Below are 17,060 nucleotides of genomic sequence, written 5' to 3' on the forward strand. Positions count from 1 at the left end.
GGACAGGGGCGGGGCCACCCGACCGGGTGGGCTTCACATGCGTCATCTGCGCCGGGTGTCGACCGGGCTGCGCACGGGTCCCATGCTCCAGGGAGCGGGGTCCTGTTCTGTCTCATGAGGACGGTCGGCCTCGCCCGCCAGGTCGGCGATCGGCGAGCCGGGCCCCCAGACGTTCTCCGCGAGCCAGTACTCGACAGTGCGGTACGTGCGGGTGAACACCACCAGCGAGCCGTCGCGCGACGGCACCGGGTAGCGGACGGAGGGACCGGCGGCGGAGACCACGCGTCCCAGGCCGTCCGGTTGCTGCTCGTGCAGCTCCTCGGCCCCCGAGGCCACGAGCGAGCACAGCAGGGTGCCGTCGGGCAGGAGGCGCGGGTTGTTGCGCTCCACGTAGTCGGGACCGGCGAGCGTGGTGATCTCCCCGGTGTCGAGGTCCTTGCGGTAGAAGCCCCACGTCCAGTCGCCACCCCTGGTCGACATGAACACGACGCCACGTCCGTCGGGGGTCCAGGAGGGAGCCTCGTCCCACCACGGGTCCTCGGTCAGCTTGTGCACCTCGCCGGTGCGCACGTCCAGCACGCACAGGTCGGCCTCGAACGGTTCGGTGTCCGACTTGAAGACGATCCTCGTGCCGTCCGGCGACCAGTCGAGCGGGCCGTGCATCCCCTTCAGCCACTCGATCCCGTGTGTCCACACGCGACGGACGCCCTCGGCGAGGTCGTAGGTCGTGATCTCCCACCGCGGCCGTGACGGGTGCCGGGACAGGTGGGCGATCATGCGGCCGTCCGGGGACCAGGCGGGGAACGCCGCCTCCCCGAGCGGGAGCACCCTGGCCGGACCGCCCGCGAGGTCGCGGATCTTCACCACCGAACGCCCGGAGTCCTCCGCCGCGTAGACGAGCTTCGCGCCGTCGGGGCTCAGCGAGCCGTACCGGGGCTGCTCGTCGGCGCCCACCAGCCGGCGCACGCGGCCGGTGCGGCGGTCGAGCACCCAGATGCCGACACCGCGGTCGATGAGCCGGTGGAAGAACAGGTTCTGACCGTCCGCCGTCCAGTTCGGCCAGCGGTCGTCCGCCGCCTCCGTGACGAGCGCCCTGCCGGTGCCCGAGCCGTCGAGCCGTTGCACCCAGATCACCGAACGGCCCTCGAAGCTGCGGGAGAACGCCACGACGGGGTGGGCGCTCGACACCGACGGCTTGTAGTCCCACGCGCTGCCGTCGGTGATCTCGACCGGCGCGGAACCGTTGAGGGGCAGCACGGAGATGGCGCCGGCACCGGTGTCGTAGGAGTGGCAGACGAGTGCGCGCCCGTCGGGCAGGTAGGAGCAGGCGCCCGCGCGGCCGGGGGTCCTGGTGACCGCGCGGGGCCTGCCTCCCTTGGCGGGGACCACGTAGAAGTGCCGGTGCCCCCACGGGCCGCCGGCGTACGCGATCTGCGTGCCGTCCGGCGACCACTGGGGGTACTCCTCCTCGTGGTCGGCGTGGGTGAGCTGGCTGATCCGGCCGTCGCGGGCCCGGTACAGCCAGATCGCCTTGTGACCGCCCCGCGACGAGGTGAAGGCGAGGCAGCTGGAGTCCGGGGACCACTGCGCCTCGATGTCCTCGCCGGCACCGCGCGTGCCCTGGTGCCACTGGTCCGTCGCGAGCTCGTAGAACCACAGGTTCAGCGATCCTGCGCGCCGCGACGAGGCCACGAAACGGGTGCCGTCGGGGGAGATGGCGCCGTCCCCCGCACCTGCCGGGTCGTGCGTCAAACGGCGCAACCGGAACTCCGATCCGTGGGAACGCATGGGTGGCAGATATCCGCTCACGTGTTCTTCCATCGTCTCTCCCCGATTGTCGAAAGCGCGCCGACCGGCTACTGGGACAGTAAGTTTGATCAGCTCAGGCTCCTTCTCATCCCTTGCGGGGAAATCCGGCGAAATCCAGCAAGGCAGAAGATGGACCTGCGGGCCGGGGGTGCTGGAATGACGTCAGAGCAACAGAGGAGAAGTCATCGCGGCCTGCGGGTGACTACAACGGACACCGGGCAAGAGCAGTCCGTCGCCACGGTCGGTCGGCTGGCGACTCTATTGATCGGAGAGTTGATTGTGACTGAAATCCAGGATTTCGGCAGGCAGCTGAGTGAATTCGCGCGGGGACTTCTCGGTTCCTCCGGCGGTTCGGGTGAAGGTGAAGTTTTCGAGGCGGACGCGAGCGCCGAGCTCGAGGTTCGCGGATTCCTGGCCGACTTGCAGGTGGCCTATTCGCGAGGCGACATCGACTACATCATCAACACCATCGCCGACGACTTCACCACCTACGAGCTGGTGGCGGTGAACGGCCGCCCGCTGAAGATCACGGGCCGCGAGAACATGCGCGAGTACCTGACGACGCTGTTCCCCACGAGCACCGACAGCCAGGTCAAGACGATCTTCGCGACGCAGGCGGTCGCGACGTCGACGCTCGGCCTCGTCAACGAGGAGGGCGACGTCATCATCACGCGCGCCGACCACAAGGAGCACCAGCCGCTGTACTCCAGCGCGGTCGCCGTGAAGACGGCCGACGGCTGGAAGTGGCGCCACTGGCACATGTCGGAGGCCGGCCCGCGCTTCCGCGTGAACCTGGGCGGCCAGCCGATCGACGACAACGGCCGGGTCATCCCCGGTGCCCGCGTCGTGGTCGAGAACGGTCTGGGCCGCGTCGTCATCGACGGCCAGACCGGCGGCGGCACCGCACCGCGCGACTAGGACCGTTCGCCGCGAACGGCCAGATAGGACGAGAACATGAGCCCACCTGTCGACCGGACGGCCAAGTCCGACGCGGACCCGCTACCGGTCATGCACGTGAGCAACGGTGACGAGAACCTCTACCCGGACTACCTCGGCAGCTACAGCAAGGGGTTGTCGCACAACGAGTTCGGCGAGGTCGACCCCGTCGTCTACCGGCAGTACCTGCGGGCGCTGCTGAGCGAGGACCCGGACGAGATCGAGCGCATCCCCCTCGCGGAGGGACGGCCGCTGACGAACCCGCAGGCAGGGCTCGCGGTCGACGCGGTCGGTCCGCCGAGCCACGCGATGACGATCCCGCCGGCACCGAGGCTCGACTCGGCCGAGCTGGCGGCGGAGGCGACCGAGCTGTACTGGATGGCACTGTGCAGGGACGTTCCGTTCACCAGGTTCGCGGACGACGGCTTGGTCGCGGCGGCGGCCGACGACCTGAGCAGGTTGTCGGACTACCGGGCGGCCAAGCGGGACGGCCGGGTGGAGCCGGACTTCGTGTTCCGCGGCGACACGCCGGGGGACCACGCGGGTCCGTTCATCTCCCAGTTCTTCTACCGGCCCGTCCAGTTCGGCACCTACCTGATCGATCAGCGTCAGGACACGGTGCGGCCCAACCAGGACTACGCCACGACGTTCGAGACGTACCTGCGGCTGCAGAACGGCTGGAACCGATCGCTGGCGGCGTCCGAACGCGACCAGGTCAACCGGCGCTACATCGCCACACCGAGGGACCTGACGCACTGGGTGCACTACGACGCGGGCCCCACGCCGGCGCAGGCGTTCATCAACGCGGCGCTGATCATGTACTACGCGCACACGCCGACGGACGCGGGCAACCCGTACGTCGACTCGACGACGCAGCTCGGGTTCAGCACCTTCGGCATTCCGCACCTGCTCGCGCTGGTGACCGAGGTCGCGAACAGGGCGCTGCGCGCGGCGTGGTTCCAGAAGTGGTACGTGCACCGCAGGCTGCGCCCGGAGAGCTACTGCGCCAAGGTGCACAACCGGATCACCGGCAGGCGTGAGTACGAGTTCCTCCACAACGAGGCGCTCGACTCCGACGCGGTGGACCGGGTGTACAGCAAGTTCGGCTCCTACCTGTTGCCGCAGGCGTTCCCCGAGGGGTCGCCGACGCACCCGTCCTACGCGGCCGGGCACGCCACCGCGGCGGGAGCCTGCGCGACGATTCTCAAGGCATGGCACGACGAGACGGCGATCCTGGCCGATCCGGTGCAGGCCAACGACAGCGGCACGGAGCTCGTGCCGTACACCGGCAAGGACGCGGACCGGCTGACCGTCGGTGGCGAGCTGAACAAGCTCGCCGCCAACATCGGGGTCGGCCGCAACATGGCGGGGGTTCACTGGCGGTCGGACTTCGTCCAGTCGGCGAAGCTGGGCGAGAGTCTGGCGATCGAGCTGCTCCGTGAACAGAAGTCGTGGTTCAACGAGAGGCACCGCTTCTCGGTCACCCGTTTCGACGGCACCACGGTGACCATCTGATCCCGCGACGCCCCACCCGGCAGGCGCGGCGCGACTTTCCGTCCGCGCCGCGCCTGCCGCTGCCCCACCCCCTTCCACCCTGCAGCCCTCACCCCGGACGGTGACCTCGCGATGACCACGACGCCCGCTGACACCACCCCACCGTCGCCGAGCCACCGGCTCGCGGCCCAGCCGCCGGACAAGCGGCTCATGGCGTTGCGCCGCTTCGCCATGTCGATCACGGCGTTCAACGTCATCGGTCACCTGTTCCTCGGCTTCGAGCAGTCGCCGATCACCCCGATCGCGACCGTGCTGGTGGCCTACGCCGTCGACCTGCTGCTCGAGACCCTGGACGCGCGCGCCCGCGGCCGCACGCCGGGGTACGCGGGCGGCTGGGTCAAGATGCTCAACTTCCTGCTGCCGAGCCACATCGGCGGCCTCGCCGTGGCGATGCTGTTGTACGGCAACACGTCGCTGTGGCCCTACGTCTTCGCGGTGACCGCCGGCATCAGCACCAAGTACGTGCTGCGGCTGCGGGTGCGCGGCCGCAAGCGGCACTTCCTCAACCCCTCCAACGCGGGCATCGCGCTCACGCTGGTGCTGTTCCCGTGGGTCGGCATCGCACCGCCGTACCACTTCACCAACGAACCCACCGGCGCCATCGACTGGATCCTGCCGCTGGCCATCCTCGGCGCGGGCACGATGATCAACGCCAAGCTGACCGGCAAGCTGCCCCTGATCATGGGCTGGGTGCTGGGCTTCGCCGCGCAGGCCGTGCTGCGGTGGGCGTTCTTCGACCACGCCCTGTTCGCGGCGCTGCTGCCGATGACGGGACTGGCGTTCGTGATCTTCACCAACTACATGATCACCGACCCCGGCAGCACGCCGGTGAGCAAGCGCAACCAGGTGCTCTTCGGCCTGGCCACCGCGTTCACCTACGGGCTCCTGGTGCTCGGCGGCGTCGTGTTCGGCTTCTTCTTCGCGCTGGTGATCGTCTGCATCCTGCGCGGTGCCGTGCTGCTGGTCGTGGAGCAGCGCTCGGTCTCGGCGGACCGTGCGACGGGAAGGGCCTCGCTCGCGGGCGTTGATGGGCGGTGAGCACACCCAGGATCGCCATCGTCGGCATGGCCTGCCGCTACCCGGACGCCTCGACCCCCGAGGAGCTGTGGCAGACGGTTCTCGGCCGGCGGCGCGCGTTCCGCGCGATCCCGCCGGAACGGCTGGACCTGGCCGACTACGGCGGCGGTCCGTCCGATGTGGACAAGACCGTCGCGCGCAGGGCGGCCGTGCTGCGCAACTGGTCGTTCGACCGGGCGGGGTTCCGCGTTCCCGGAGCGCTGTACCGCGCGGTGGACCCGGCGCACTGGCTCGCCCTCGACACCGCGCACGCCGCTCTCGACGACGCCGGTGTCCCCGGCGGTGAGGGCGTCGACCGCGACCGCACCGGCGTGTTCATCGGCAACTCGCTGACCGGTGAGTTCAGCCGCGCGTCGCTGCTGCGGCTGCGCTGGCCGTCGTTGCGGCACGTGGTCGGCGCGGCGCTGGAGGAGTCCGGGGTGGCGGGCGACACCGCCGCCAGGGTCCTCGCGACCGCCGAGCGCGTGCTGAAGGAACCGTTCCCGGTGCCCGACGACGAGATGCTCGCGGGCGGGCTCAGCAACACGATCGCCGGCCGGGTGTGCAACCACTTCGACTTCCACGGCGCGGGCTACACCGTCGACGGCGCCTGCTCGTCGAGCCTGCTCGCGGTGATCACCGCCTGCGAGGCGCTGGCCAGAGGCGAGCTCTCGTTCGCGCTCGCGGGCGGGGTGGACCTGTCGCTGGACCCGTTCGAACTGGTCGGGTTCGCCAGGGTGGGCGCGCTGTCGAGCGGCGAGATGAGGGTGTACGACGCGAAGCCCACCGGGTTCCTGCCGGGTGAGGGCTGCGGGATCGTGGCGCTGATGCGCGCGGAGGACGCCGAGGCACGGGGCCTGCGGGTCTACGCGCACCTCGTCGGCTGGGGCATGTCGTCGGACGGCGCCGGTGGTGTCACCCGGCCCGCCGTCGGCGGCCAGGCCAGGGCGCTGCGCCGCGCCTACGCGCGGGCGGGCCTCAGCCCGGCGGCCGCGGGGCTGATCGAGGGCCACGGCACGGGTACCGCGGTCGGGGACCAGGTCGAGCTGGAGGCGCTGCTGGCGGTGCGGGGACAGGACTCCCCCGTCGCCGCGCTGGGCAGCGTCAAGGCCAACATCGGCCACACCAAGGCGGCGGCCGGTGTCGCGGGGCTGATCAAGGCGGCACTCGCGGTCTCGCACCGCGTGATCCCGCCGATGACCGGCGTGCGCGACCTCCACCCCCTGCTGGCCCGACCGGCCGCCGGTCTGCGGCTGCCGGACGAGCCGGAGCCGTGGACGCACCGCAACCCGGTCGCCGGCGTGTCCTCGGCGGGGTTCGGCGGGATCAACACGCACGTGGTGCTCGACGCGGGCGTGCGCACGGCGACGGCGAGGAAGGTGCCCCGCAGGCTCGTGCCCGCGGCACCGGAACCCCCGGCGGGCCTGCCCGAACCGGCCCGCCGGTGGGCGGCGCCGCTGCCGGAGTGGGAACCGTTCCTCATCACCGCGGGCGACCTCGCCGAGCTCGACGGCCGCCTCGCCACGCTGAGCGAGCGGTGCGCGGCCATGAGCGAGGCGGAGCTGCACGACCTGGCGGCGACTCTGACCGCGCGGCACGACCCGCGGGCCGCTGTGCGGTGCGTCCTCGTGGCCGCCGACCCCGACGGGCTCGCCGCCGCCGCCGTCGCCGCGCGCAAGCGGTTGCCGGGGTGGGACTCGAACCTGCTGGTCGACGAGACCGCCGGAGTCGTGCTCGGGCGCGGCTCTGGTGTGCGGGTCGGTCTGCTGCTGCCGGGGCAGGCCGCACCCGTGCGCGCCTCCCTGGGGCTCCCCGGTGCGCTGCTGCCCACCCCACCGTCCACTCCGGACGGTCTGGTGGCCGGTGCCGCGGACACCGCGGTCGCCCAGCCCGCCGTGGTGTGGCAGTCCCTGGTCGGCCTGGCGTGGCTGCGGCACCTCGGGTGCGACCCGGTCGCGGCCCTCGGGCACAGCCTCGGTGAGCTGACCGCACTGGCCTGGGCCGGTGCGCTGACCGAGGAACAGGTCCTCGGCCTGGCCGCGCACCGCGGCCGGGTGATGGCCGAGCACGGCGCCCCCGGCACCGGGATGCTCTCGGTGGCGGCGCCGGCGGAGGTCGCGCTCGACCTCGCGGAGAGCACCGAGGCCGTCCTGGCGGCCGAGAACGGGCCGGAGGCCGCGGTGCTCGCGGGTCCCGGCGCGGCGCTCGACGTGGTGGCCGTGCGGGCGGAGGCGGCAGGTGTCCGCGTCACGAGGCTGCCGGTGTCGCACGGGTTCCACAGCTCGGCGATGGCGGCCGCGGTGCGGCCGTGGCGCGAGCACCTGGACGAGGTCGGCATCGCCGCACCGGACAAGCCGGTGTTCTCGACGGTGACCGGCACGCGGCTCGGCGCGTTCGACGACATCGCGGCACTGCTGGTCGAGCAGCTGACCGAGCCGGTGCGGTTCCTGGACGCCGCCCGTGAGCTGGCCGCGCGGTGCGACCTGCTCGTGGAGGCCGGTCCCGGCACGATGCTCGCCACGCTGGCGGCCCCGCTGGGGGTCCCCGCGGTGAGCCTCGACTGCGGCGGGTCGCCGCGGCGGACCGCGTTCGCCTCCGCGACCCTCTTCGCCTCCGCGACCGCGAGGCCGCAGGCGTGGTTCGGCGACCGCGCGCACCGGGTCGTCGACCTCGACACCCCGCTCGAGTTCCTGGCCAACCCGTGCGAGTCGCTGCCCAAGAGCGGGTTCCGGCCGGCGGCGGCCTCGCCGGTCGCGGTTCCCGAGGAGGTGGCGACCCCCGCCGCCGGGGACACCGACCTGCTCACCGCCGTGCGCGAGTACCTGGCGGACGAGCTGGAGCTGCCGGTCTCGGCGATCACCGACGACACGGTGCTGCTGTCCGACCTGCACGTCAACTCGCTGCAGGTCGTGCGCCTGGTCAGCGAGATCGCGGCACGGCACGGCAGGCAGCTCGTGCTCGACGAGTCGCTCGACGGCGTCACCGTGGGCGCTCTGGTGCGGCAGCTGGAGGACATGCCGCGCGACCAGCAGGACGGACAGGCCGAGCTCACCGGTGTGCGCCCGTGGGTCGGGCTGTTCAGCCACCACTGGGTGCCGCTCGTGCCCCCGCCGGAGCGTTCCGCGGGCCACGACCCCGCGGAGCTGGCGGTGGACCTGCCCGGCACCGCGGGCACCGCGGAGATCGCGCGGCTGCTGCGCGAGGTCGCCGGGAGCGCGCCACGGCGGTTGCTGCTGACGCACGCCGGGCACCCGGCCGCGGCGGCGGTGGGCAGGGCGGTCTCGGCCGAGGTCCCGGGGTGCGCCGTGACGGTGCTGGACGCACCGCCCGGCGAGAACGCCGCGGCCGTGACCTCGGCCGCCTCCGTCCGGCCCTCCTCCGGGTACGCGGAGCTCCGCGTGCGCGGGGGAGTGGTCGAACGGCTGGTGACGCGGCCGCACGCCGGTGCGCCCGGAACGGCGGCGCTGCCGCTTTCGGCCGGAGACGTGTGCCTGGTCAGCGGCGGGGCCACCGGCATCACCGCGCGCTGTGCCGCCGCGCTCGCGCAGGAGACCGGCGCCCAGCTGGTCGTGCTGGGCAGGCGGCCCGCGGACGACCCGGAGGTGGCCGCGGCGGTGGCGGCGCTCGGCGCCGACTACCTCAGCTGCGACCTGACCGACCCGGCGGCCGTGCGGGCGGCGGTGCGCGAGGCGTCCCGCTTCGGTCCCGTGCGCGGTCTTCTGCACGGCGCCGGCGTCAACCAGCCGCGGCGGCTGGCCGAGGTGGGCGAGGAGGGTCTCGCCGCCACGGTCATGCCGAAGGTGGACGGGCTGCGGGCACTGCTCTCCGCCGTCGAGGACGTGCAGCCGGGTGAGGAGCTGCGGCTGGTGGTCGCCTTCGGGTCGATCATCGGCAGGCAGGGTCTCGCCGGGCAGTCCGAGTACTGCGTGGCGAACGACTGGATGCGCGTCGAGCTGGAGGGCTGGGCGCGGCGCAACCCGCGCTGCCGCACGCACCTGCTGGAGTGGTCGGCGTGGTCCGACGTCGGCATGGCCGACCGGATGCAGGTCACCACGCAGCTGAGCAGGCGCGGGCTCGCGCTCGTCGACCCGGGACAGGGTGTGACGGCGATGCTCGACGCGCTCACCGACCCGAGCGCTCCGGTGACCCTGCTCGTCGCGGGCCGCTTCCCGGCGTCGGCGACGTTGCGGGTCGAGCCGGAGCACCACCCGTCGCCCGCGGGGCTGCGGTTCGCCGAGGAGCTGCGGAGCTGGGTGCCGGGGGTGGAGACCATCGCGGAGGCGACGCTCAACACCGGCACCGACCCCTACCTCGCCGACCACCGGGTGTCCGGGGTGCTGGTGCTGCCCGCCGTGATCGGCGCGGAGGCGATGGCCCAGACCGCGGCCCTCACGACCGGGCCGCGCGGCTCGTGGACGTTCCGCGACCTCCGGCTGCTCCGGCCGGTGACCGTGGGCGACCGGTCCGACCGGGTCGTCCGGGTGGCGGCGCTGGCCCGGCGCGACCGGCAGGTGGACCTGTCCGTGCGCCAGGACGGCGACGGCTTCGGTGCTGAGCACTTCAGCGCGAGCATCGTGCCCTCCGCGCCACCACCGGCCCGCCGGGCGGCGGTCGAGGCCGTGCCCGCTGGAGGTGCCCACCACGCCTACGGGTCCGTGCTGTTCCACAGTGGACGGTTCCGGCGCGTGGTGCGGTACGACGTGCTTTCCGCGTTCACGGTCACGGCCTGGGTCCACGCCCGGGAGGACACGTGGTTCGCCGAGTACCACGGCTCCCGCCTGCTTCTCGGCGATCCCGCGGCGCACGACGCCACCATCCACGCGTTGCTCCCGTGCGTGCCCCACAAGCGCGCGTTGCCCGTGGAGGTGGAGGAGCTCAACATCTGGCGCAAGCCGAAGGGGATGCTCCTGGTGCACGCGGTCGAGACGTGGCACTCGGCGGACGAGTTCCTCTTCGACGTCGACCTCGTGCAACCGGACGGCCTGCCCGTCGCCCGGTGGACCGGGTTGCGGCTGAAGGTGGTGGGGGACAACGACCTCGCCACGCCGCTGTCGTGGGACCACGTCGGGCCCTGGCTCAGCCGCCGGTTGGTCGAGTGCGGCTGGGCGCACCGGATCGAGCTGTGGAACGACGGCGACCAGCTGGTCGCCGACCGCTCGGCCGGCCTGCACGTCGTGATGGGGGACGAGGACCCCGCGGCGGTGGCGGGACGGGCGCTCGCCCGGCTGGGAGCGTCCGGTCCCGTGGTGTTCGACGAGTTCACCGAGGACGGCCTGGTGTCCGGTGTCGTCCGCGGGATCCGGGTGGTCGTCGCCAGGACGGTGACGGACTCCGGACCCGTGACGGTGGCACTGGCTTTCGTTGAGGAGCACGACTATGCCTGAGCACTACGTCCACCGGCACGTGGTGACGCTGGACGAGACGAACCTCGTGGGCAACGTCTACTTCGCGCATTACCTGCGCTGGCAAGGACATTGCCGCGAGCACTTCCTGGCCGACCACGCGCCAGGTGTGCTCGGCAGCCTCACTTCGGGAGAGCTGGCGATGGTCACCGTGTCCTGCCGGATGGACTACTTCGCGGAGTGCTTCGCCCTGGAGGAGATCGACGTCCTGATGTCCCTGTCCCGCGCCGCGGGCAACAGGATCGTGATGGACTTCGAGTTCCGCCGCGGCGAGGCTGTGGTCGCGCGCGGCGCGCAGACCGTCGCGTGCATGCGCAGGACGGCGGACGGCGTGGCACCCGTGGAGGTGCCCGCCGAGCTGGCCTCCGCCCTGGCCGCCTACTCGGCCTGAGCCCTCCGCCAGAGTTTCTGTCCCTTCCCGCCCCACACCCGCCCGCGCGTCACCCACCCAGGCGGTCCCGCCTGCGCTGCGTGACGTGGCTTGGGAACGCGGGGGCCCTACGTCTCCGTACATGGGACGTAGGGCCCCCGCGTACTACACGGGAAACACGAAAGAGAGTCGCGAGCTGGGTGGGGTGTTACGGATAGCAGTGCTGGAAGCGTGCTTGGGCCGAGTAGGCGGTACGCGCGTGTGGTCGCGGCGCCGGGTGCCGGAGAGGTGTCCGGTCGCCGCGACGGGTGTGTCAGGCCCCCAGTTGGTGGGCCATGCTCAGCGCGTCGTAGTACACCGTGCAGCTGGCGATCCGGCCCGAGCGGAACCGCAGCACCTCGCAGCCGCGGACGTCGAGGCGGCGTCCGGTGGCGGGGTACGTCGTGCCGTCCGGCATGGTGAGCACGCCCGTGTGCGTGCCGTGGTTGCGGACCTCCGCGACGACCACGTCGCCGTCCTGGTGCAGCGCCAGCACTTCGGCCACGGCGTCCGGCAACCCGGCCCGGCTGCGGCGCATCCAGTCGCGGAACCCGTCGTGCCCGCGGATCGACTCACCGGTCGCCATGTCGTGGAGCTCGTAGTCCACGTCGAGGAGCCCGACCACTCCCTCCACGTCGTTCTCCGTGAAGTACCGGTACATCGTCCGCGCCGTGTGCGCGTGGGCCTGAGATGGTGTTGTCATGGCGTGGTTCCCGTCTGCCGCACGGTGGTCACCTTCCGGTGTACCGCCGGTGGCGCGCGCCCTCCTCTCGCAGGTTGCCGCATCTTCGCCGGTGGTCGAAAGGCGTCTTCCATCGACGGAGCATGGAGGTGGATGACGGGAGGTGCCTGCGATGGCAGACAAGGTGTTCGTGAAGGCGATGGTGTTCGCCCCCGCTCCGGCGGTGTACCGGGCGATGACGACCGGGGTGTCGCTGAGCACGTGGTTCGCCGAGCACGTCGACGTCCGGCTGGACGACGGCAGGTTCGAGTTCTGGGGCAAGCACACGCCGTTCGGGGACGTGCCGCGGCAGACGAACGTGTCGGCGGAGCCCGGTGTGAGACTGCGCTTCGACTGGGAGATCGAGGGCATGAGCACCGCGGTCGAGATGTCGGTGCACGGCACGGCTCGCGGTGACACGACGGTGTCGGTGCGCCACGAGCCCGTGCCGTTCTGGGGTTTCGACAAGGCGAGCATGAACGACTTCTGGGGGATCGCGGTCGGCAACCTCGCCAACTTCACCGAGGGGCGGACCCTCGCGCCGCGTCCGGACTACACGGTTCCCTGCGAGGACACGGCTTTCGCGACGATCGTGGTCGACAGGAGCCCCGAGGACGTGTTCCCCGTGCTGCTCGACCCGGCCCTGATCGACAGGTGGCTGCCGGCGGAGTCGGTGGTGGAACCGTGGGAGGGCGGGCGTTACGAGTTCGGCTGGGACCACGGCCCGGTGACGGTGGTCGGCATCGACGCGCCGAACCGGCTGAGCTACACCTGGCACAACGACGGCTGGCCGGACACCCTCGTGAGCTGGGAGCTGGACGAGGAGCCCGGCGAGGGGACGCGGATCAGCCTGCGCCACAGCGGTTTCGTCGACGGGCGCCCGTCCGACGGCTACCAGCTCGGCTGGCAGAACCTGCTGATCAACCTGCAGCGCATGGTGGAGATCGGCGAACGGTGGGAGGCGCCGCGGTGGCGGCACCGGTGAGGAGTCAGTGTCCCGGCAGCCAGCCGAGCGAGGCGGCCATCGTCCGCATGGTCTCGTTCATGTTGTGCCGCAACACGGTGCGCCGGAACTCGTAGAGGGCGTCGGCGTGGTCGGGCTGGGTCTCCATCGCGGTCACGAGGTGGCTGCCGCCCGGCCCGTGCCGGAACGTCTGCGTGATCAGGGTTCCCCCGCCCGGACGCGCGGTGAGCCGGTAGCGCCACGTGGAGGAGGGCAGCAGCGGGTCGTCGGAGAAGCCGACGACGATCCAGGAGAAGGTCTCCGGCCTGCTGACCTCGACCACCTCGCAGGTCACGTCCCACTCCCAGTCGCCCGCCCTGTTGCGCGCGTGGAAGCGCGCGCCCGGCTCGGGACCGTTCGCGCCGCCGGTCCAGCTGACCCGCACGCACTCCGGGCTCCACTGGGGTACGCGGGTCGGGTCGGCGATCGCGTCGAAGACCTCGGTGGCGGGAGCGTCGACTTCGAGTTCGACTGTCACGGCGAGAGCGGTCACGTCTTCCACGGGCGCACCTCCGGGTCGATGGATCTCCCCGCAGGCTAACGCAAACGCGATCCGCGCAAGCTGAGACAAGTGTTGTCCTGTCCTGGGGTCCTATAACCGTAGGCATGTTCCAGAGCGTCCAGGTGGTCCTGCGAGCGATCGCCGTTGTCTCGATCTCGTTGTGGCACACGGCGATCGCGGTTCCCGTGATCATCGTGCGCGCTTGTGCGAACCGCTCGGAGGCGGGTGCGGTGGTCCACCACCGCACCCGCCGGCTGGTGGTCGCGCTGGGCCCCGCCTTCGTGAAGGGCGCGCAGCTGCTGAGCACTCGCCGCGACGTGCTGCCCGCGGCCTGGTGCGAGGCGCTGGCGGACCTGCACGACCGGGTGCCGCCCATGCCGGTCCGCGTGGCAGGGAAGGTGCTGCGTTCGGCCTACGGCGGTGACCCTCCCTTCACCGTCGACTGGGACTCCGTGCGCAGCGGGAGCATCGCGTGCGTCTACCGGGCCGAGTCGGACGGGCTGTCCGTGGCGGTCAAGGTGCGCAGGCCCCGTGTGCGGGAACGGATGGAGCAGGACTTCGCGATCATGCGCGCCGGTGCCGCGGTGATGCAGCGGCTGCCGTGGTTCCGCGGCCTGCCCGCGGTCGCGGTGCTGCGCCAGATCGGTGACGCGGTCGCGGCGCAGGCGGACTTCGCCGCGGAGACCGCCGCGCTCGCCGAGCTGCGCGCGTTGCTCGCCGACGTGGACTACCTGCACATCCCCCGGCCGCTGCCCGAGCTGGGCGCGGAAGGCGTGCTGGTCATGGAGTTCGTCGACGGGCTCGTGCCGCTCGCCACCGAGGAGACCCCACCCGCGCGGCGCGCCGAGCTCGCCCGGCGGGTGCTGTACTGCGTCTACCGCATGCTCTTCCTCGACGGCCTGGTCCACTGCGACATGCACCCCGGCAACCTCTACCTGGGGCGCGACGGCCGGATCGTCCTGCTCGACGCGGGGTTCGTCGTCCGGCTCGACCCGAGGGTGCGCAGGCTCTTCGCCGAGTTCTTCATGCACATGTCCCGCGGCGACGGCCCGCACTGCGCGGAGATCCTCCAGGAGAGCGCGGAAGGCGTCGCCGAGTGGGCCGACATCGACGCGTTCCACCGGGGCACCATCGCGCTGATCGAGGAGTCGAGCGGCCGTGCGGCCCGCGAGTTCAGCCTCGTCCGGTTCGCCACACGCCTGTTCGACCTGCAGCGCGTCAACGGGCTGTTCGCCGCGCCGGAGTTCATCTTCCCGTTGCTGGCCCTGCTCGTGCTCGAGGGCCGGATCAACGAGCTCGACGAGGACGTCGACTTCCAGGCCGAGTCGATTCCCGTGCTGACCAGGGCGGTCATGTCTGGCCTGCTCAAGAACGGTTCCCGGGATCGGGCCTGACGGCCCGTCCCCTCCTCGACAGGAGAGAGCACATGCAACCGCAACCGACCTTCCTGCAGGCGCCGAGTCCGACGATCCCGAAGCGCGGACGGCTGGTGCTGCTCAGCGCACTCGCCGGGTTCGTGCTCACGGTGATCTGGTCGGCACCGTTCGTGGACCGAATCATCGGCGACAACGTCGCGAACTCGATGCTCGGCTACGACGCGAAGGCCACGCCCCTGGACGGTGTCCTGGCGGGCATCGCCTTCGCGTTCGTCACCGGGCTGGCCGGCTCCTTCACCGCGTGCAACATCGCGGTCTTCGGAGTCGTGACGCCTCTCGTCGGCGACCAGAAGGACACCAAGCCGCGCTGGCGGGCCTCGCTGCGCGCGCTGTGGTGGATCTGCGTAGGCGCGGTGGGCATCTCCGCGCTCTACGGCGCTGTGGTCGCGATCGTGGGCACCTCGATGCCGCAGTTCTCGACCGCGGCGAGTGTGGCCGGTGTGCTCAGCCCGCGCCAGGTCCAGTCGCTGATCGTGTTCGGCCTGATCGGCATCGCCTTCATCTACCTCGGTCTCGCCGCGCTGCGCCTGGTGCCGGACCCGTTCGCCCGCATCCGGGAACGCCACCCCGCCGTGCCGCTCGTCGTGATGGGCGTGCTGATCGGGGCCCTGCTGATCGGCCGGCCGTTCCCGTTGTTCCGGATCATGTTCCGGCACGCGGCGGAGAGCGGGAACGTGCTCTACGGGATGTCCGCGTTCGTCCTGCAGTCACTGGGAAACCTGGTGATCGCCGCCGTCGTGTTCCTCGTGCTGGCCCACGGCACCGGAGGCCGCGTGCAGCGCTGGCTGGCCGCCAAGCCCGGCCGCGTCGAACGGATCACCGCGGTCGCGTTCCTCGTGTTCGGCACCTTCACCCTGCTGTACTGGGACCTGCGGTCCCTCGGACGCGCCGGGCTGATCTGGTACCCGGCCGTCGGGTGGTGACACCCGGATGCCGTCCCGGCTGAACACCCGCCCGGTGCTGGCGGTCGTGACGGTGGGCGCGCTCGTGTACTGGGCGGAGCTCCTGCTGAGACTGGCCCAGACCCACCTGTTCCCCATCCCGGAGCCGTACGCGCTGGGACTCCTCGGTTTCGCGCTGCCGTGGCTCGCGGAGTCGGGGAGGGCGCACCACGTCCTGGCGTTCGCCGTCCTCGTCGTGTGCCTGATGGCGCACCACAGGGCGTCGCGTGACGGGGCGGCCTGATGCCCGGCGGGTCCGGCCCCGGCCTCCCGGCCGAGACGTGCGTGCGGCTGTTCGACGCCGCACGCACGTCGGACTCGGCCTGGAACCGGCAGCCGTGGCGGTTCGTCCTGGGCAGGTGCGCGGACCCGACGTACCGGACGTTGTTCGCGGCCCTCGCCGAGAACAACAAGGTGAAGGCGCACACCGCCGTCGCCCTGGTCCTCACGGCCGTCCAGACGTCCGACGAGACCGGCAAGCGGGTGCGCGGCACCGAGTACGAGCTCGGCCTGGCGGTCGGGGGACTGACCGCCAGCGCCCGTGCCGAGGGCCTGCACGTGCGGCAGTACGGGGGCTTCGACCGCGCGGCGGTCCGCGCGGCCCTCGCCGTCCCGGACACCCACGACCTGGTCACGGTGGTCGGGCTGACGTGGGCGCGGCCGGGCGGTGTGCGCCCGGCGACGCGGATGTCGTTGTCCGACATGGTGTTCGCGGGCCACTGGGGCACCCCTGCTGATCTCGCAACCGGGAAGAGACGCTGCTCCGCCGAATCACGATACTGAGGAGAGCAATGTTTCTTCACTGGCCGGAGAATGGCGTGCAATGGACTTTCTGCAGCTGGGCGGTCCCATAGCGGCGGTCGTCACCGCGTTTCTGAGCTTCCTCGGGGCAAGACGGATGATCAGACACGAAAGAGCCAAGGAAGAGTTGCGGCACGAAGAACAACTGCGCGCGGAGGAACAGGTCAGGAAGCGCGCCGCCGACGACCTCGTCGAGCAGGCGAGGGCGGCGGTGGCAGCCGAACGGGACCAGTTGCTCGGCCGCTGGCAGCAGACCCTCGACGAGGCGCACGAGGAGCGCCGGCGCCTCGTCGAGGACCACCGCGTCGAGATCGAACGGGTGCGCCAGGCGGCCCGCTGGGAGGTGGACCGGGTGCGGCGCGAGTCGGCGGTCATCGTCGCCCAGCTGCGCGCCCAGTTCGCCGAACGTTTCAACGAGCGCGACGAGCCCCGCCGCATCGAACCCGAGGAGTGAGCACGCGGACGGCGGCGTCTCCTGCCGGGCCCTGGA

The 17,060-nt window shown here is 71.7% G+C and carries 14 protein-coding genes; 11 read left to right on the forward strand and 3 right to left on the reverse strand.

Annotation, left to right across the window (positions count from 1 at the left end; genetic code table 11):
- Window positions 1-42: 42 nt before the first annotated feature.
- Window positions 43-1,788: a PD40 domain-containing protein gene (locus BLT23_RS21210; protein ID WP_090051537.1), complete on the reverse strand. Its 1,746-nt coding sequence runs from the start codon at window positions 1,786-1,788 to the stop codon at window positions 43-45.
- 177 nt (window positions 1,789-1,965) lie between these two features.
- Between BLT23_RS21210 and BLT23_RS21215 the strand changes: the two genes are divergently transcribed.
- The 5 genes from BLT23_RS21215 (at window position 1,966) to BLT23_RS21235 (ending at window position 11,148) form a co-directional block, all read left to right on the forward strand.
- Window positions 1,966-2,727, forward strand: coding sequence for a nuclear transport factor 2 family protein (locus BLT23_RS21215; protein WP_218133813.1), 762 nt, complete (start codon window positions 1,966-1,968; stop codon window positions 2,725-2,727).
- A 36-nt stretch (window positions 2,728-2,763) separates the two neighbouring features.
- Window positions 2,764-4,260, forward strand: a complete 1,497-nt coding sequence (locus BLT23_RS21220) for a vanadium-dependent haloperoxidase (protein WP_090051539.1) — start codon at window positions 2,764-2,766, stop codon at window positions 4,258-4,260.
- Window positions 4,261-4,371: 111 nt separating this feature from the next.
- Window positions 4,372-5,337, forward strand: a complete 966-nt coding sequence (locus BLT23_RS21225) for an enediyne biosynthesis protein UnbU (RefSeq protein ID WP_218133814.1) — start codon at window positions 4,372-4,374, stop codon at window positions 5,335-5,337.
- Complete coding sequence (locus tag BLT23_RS21230) at window positions 5,334-10,739, forward strand: type I polyketide synthase (RefSeq protein WP_090051540.1); 5,406 nt, start codon at window positions 5,334-5,336, stop codon at window positions 10,737-10,739. Before BLT23_RS21225 ends, BLT23_RS21230 begins: the two co-directional genes overlap by 4 nt.
- Window positions 10,732-11,148 (forward strand): acyl-CoA thioesterase, encoded by a 417-nt coding sequence (locus tag BLT23_RS21235; RefSeq protein ID WP_090051541.1) that lies wholly within the window; start codon window positions 10,732-10,734, stop codon window positions 11,146-11,148. Before BLT23_RS21230 ends, BLT23_RS21235 begins: the two co-directional genes overlap by 8 nt.
- A 292-nt stretch (window positions 11,149-11,440) precedes the next feature.
- Here the strand turns inward: BLT23_RS21235 and BLT23_RS40070 are convergent, their stop codons facing one another.
- Window positions 11,441-11,869 carry an ester cyclase gene (locus BLT23_RS40070; protein WP_143035990.1) on the reverse strand — a complete coding sequence of 143 codons (429 nt, stop codon included), beginning with the start codon at window positions 11,867-11,869 and terminating at the stop codon, window positions 11,441-11,443.
- Window positions 11,870-12,020: 151 nt separating this feature from the next.
- Between BLT23_RS40070 and BLT23_RS21245 the strand changes: the two genes are divergently transcribed.
- On the forward strand, window positions 12,021-12,872 hold the full coding sequence (locus BLT23_RS21245; protein ID WP_090051542.1) for an SRPBCC family protein: 852 nt from the start codon (window positions 12,021-12,023) through the stop codon (window positions 12,870-12,872).
- 4 nt (window positions 12,873-12,876) lie between these two features.
- Here the strand turns inward: BLT23_RS21245 and BLT23_RS21250 are convergent, their stop codons facing one another.
- The gene (locus BLT23_RS21250; protein ID WP_176946851.1) at window positions 12,877-13,392 is read right to left on the reverse strand and encodes an SRPBCC family protein; all 516 of its coding nucleotides are present in this window, start codon (window positions 13,390-13,392) and stop codon (window positions 12,877-12,879) included.
- Between the two features lie 104 nt (window positions 13,393-13,496).
- On the opposite strand from BLT23_RS21250, the gene BLT23_RS21255 reads away from it, so the two are divergent.
- The 5 genes from BLT23_RS21255 to BLT23_RS21275 all read left to right on the forward strand — a co-directional run bounded on the left by BLT23_RS21255 (window position 13,497) and on the right by BLT23_RS21275 (window position 17,024).
- Window positions 13,497-14,786, forward strand: a complete 1,290-nt coding sequence (locus tag BLT23_RS21255) for an ABC1 kinase family protein (protein ID WP_090051544.1) — start codon at window positions 13,497-13,499, stop codon at window positions 14,784-14,786.
- 32 nt (window positions 14,787-14,818) lie between these two features.
- Complete coding sequence (locus tag BLT23_RS40840) at window positions 14,819-15,751, forward strand: hypothetical protein (RefSeq protein ID WP_090051545.1); 933 nt, start codon at window positions 14,819-14,821, stop codon at window positions 15,749-15,751.
- 7 nt (window positions 15,752-15,758) lie between these two features.
- Window positions 15,759-16,013, forward strand: a complete 255-nt coding sequence (locus tag BLT23_RS21265) for a hypothetical protein (RefSeq protein ID WP_090051546.1) — start codon at window positions 15,759-15,761, stop codon at window positions 16,011-16,013.
- The gene (locus BLT23_RS21270) at window positions 16,013-16,552 is read left to right on the forward strand and encodes a nitroreductase family protein (RefSeq protein ID WP_090051547.1); all 540 of its coding nucleotides are present in this window, start codon (window positions 16,013-16,015) and stop codon (window positions 16,550-16,552) included. The genes BLT23_RS21265 and BLT23_RS21270 overlap by 1 nt, the downstream gene beginning before the upstream one ends.
- A gap of 115 nt (window positions 16,553-16,667) precedes the next feature.
- A complete protein-coding gene (locus BLT23_RS21275; protein WP_143035991.1) occupies window positions 16,668-17,024 on the forward strand; it encodes a hypothetical protein in 357 nt (118 codons plus the stop codon).
- The last annotated feature ends 36 nt before the right edge of the window (window positions 17,025-17,060 follow it).

The sequence above is a fragment of the Lentzea fradiae genome (genome assembly GCF_900100955.1).
In the GTDB taxonomy this organism is placed as follows: domain Bacteria; phylum Actinomycetota; class Actinomycetes; order Mycobacteriales; family Pseudonocardiaceae; genus Lentzea; species Lentzea fradiae.

Bases quoted from the DNA above. Each gene is read 5' to 3' on its own strand.
- BLT23_RS21210 (WP_090051537.1), bottom strand. From the start codon at position 1,788: ATGCGTTCCCACGGATCGGAGTTCCGGTTGCGCCGTTTGACGCACGAC.
- BLT23_RS21215 (WP_218133813.1), top strand. From the start codon at position 1,966: ATGACGTCAGAGCAACAGAGGAGAAGTCATCGCGGCCTGCGGGTGACT.
- BLT23_RS21220 (WP_090051539.1), top strand. From the start codon at position 2,764: ATGAGCCCACCTGTCGACCGGACGGCCAAGTCCGACGCGGACCCGCTA.
- BLT23_RS21225 (WP_218133814.1), top strand. From the start codon at position 4,372: ATGACCACGACGCCCGCTGACACCACCCCACCGTCGCCGAGCCACCGG.
- BLT23_RS21235 (WP_090051541.1), top strand. From the start codon at position 10,732: ATGCCTGAGCACTACGTCCACCGGCACGTGGTGACGCTGGACGAGACG.
- BLT23_RS40070 (WP_143035990.1), bottom strand. From the start codon at position 11,869: ATGACAACACCATCTCAGGCCCACGCGCACACGGCGCGGACGATGTAC.
- BLT23_RS21245 (WP_090051542.1), top strand. From the start codon at position 12,021: ATGGCAGACAAGGTGTTCGTGAAGGCGATGGTGTTCGCCCCCGCTCCG.
- BLT23_RS21255 (WP_090051544.1), top strand. From the start codon at position 13,497: ATGTTCCAGAGCGTCCAGGTGGTCCTGCGAGCGATCGCCGTTGTCTCG.
- BLT23_RS40840 (WP_090051545.1), top strand. From the start codon at position 14,819: ATGCAACCGCAACCGACCTTCCTGCAGGCGCCGAGTCCGACGATCCCG.
- BLT23_RS21265 (WP_090051546.1), top strand. From the start codon at position 15,759: ATGCCGTCCCGGCTGAACACCCGCCCGGTGCTGGCGGTCGTGACGGTG.
- BLT23_RS21270 (WP_090051547.1), top strand. From the start codon at position 16,013: ATGCCCGGCGGGTCCGGCCCCGGCCTCCCGGCCGAGACGTGCGTGCGG.
- BLT23_RS21275 (WP_143035991.1), top strand. From the start codon at position 16,668: ATGATCAGACACGAAAGAGCCAAGGAAGAGTTGCGGCACGAAGAACAA.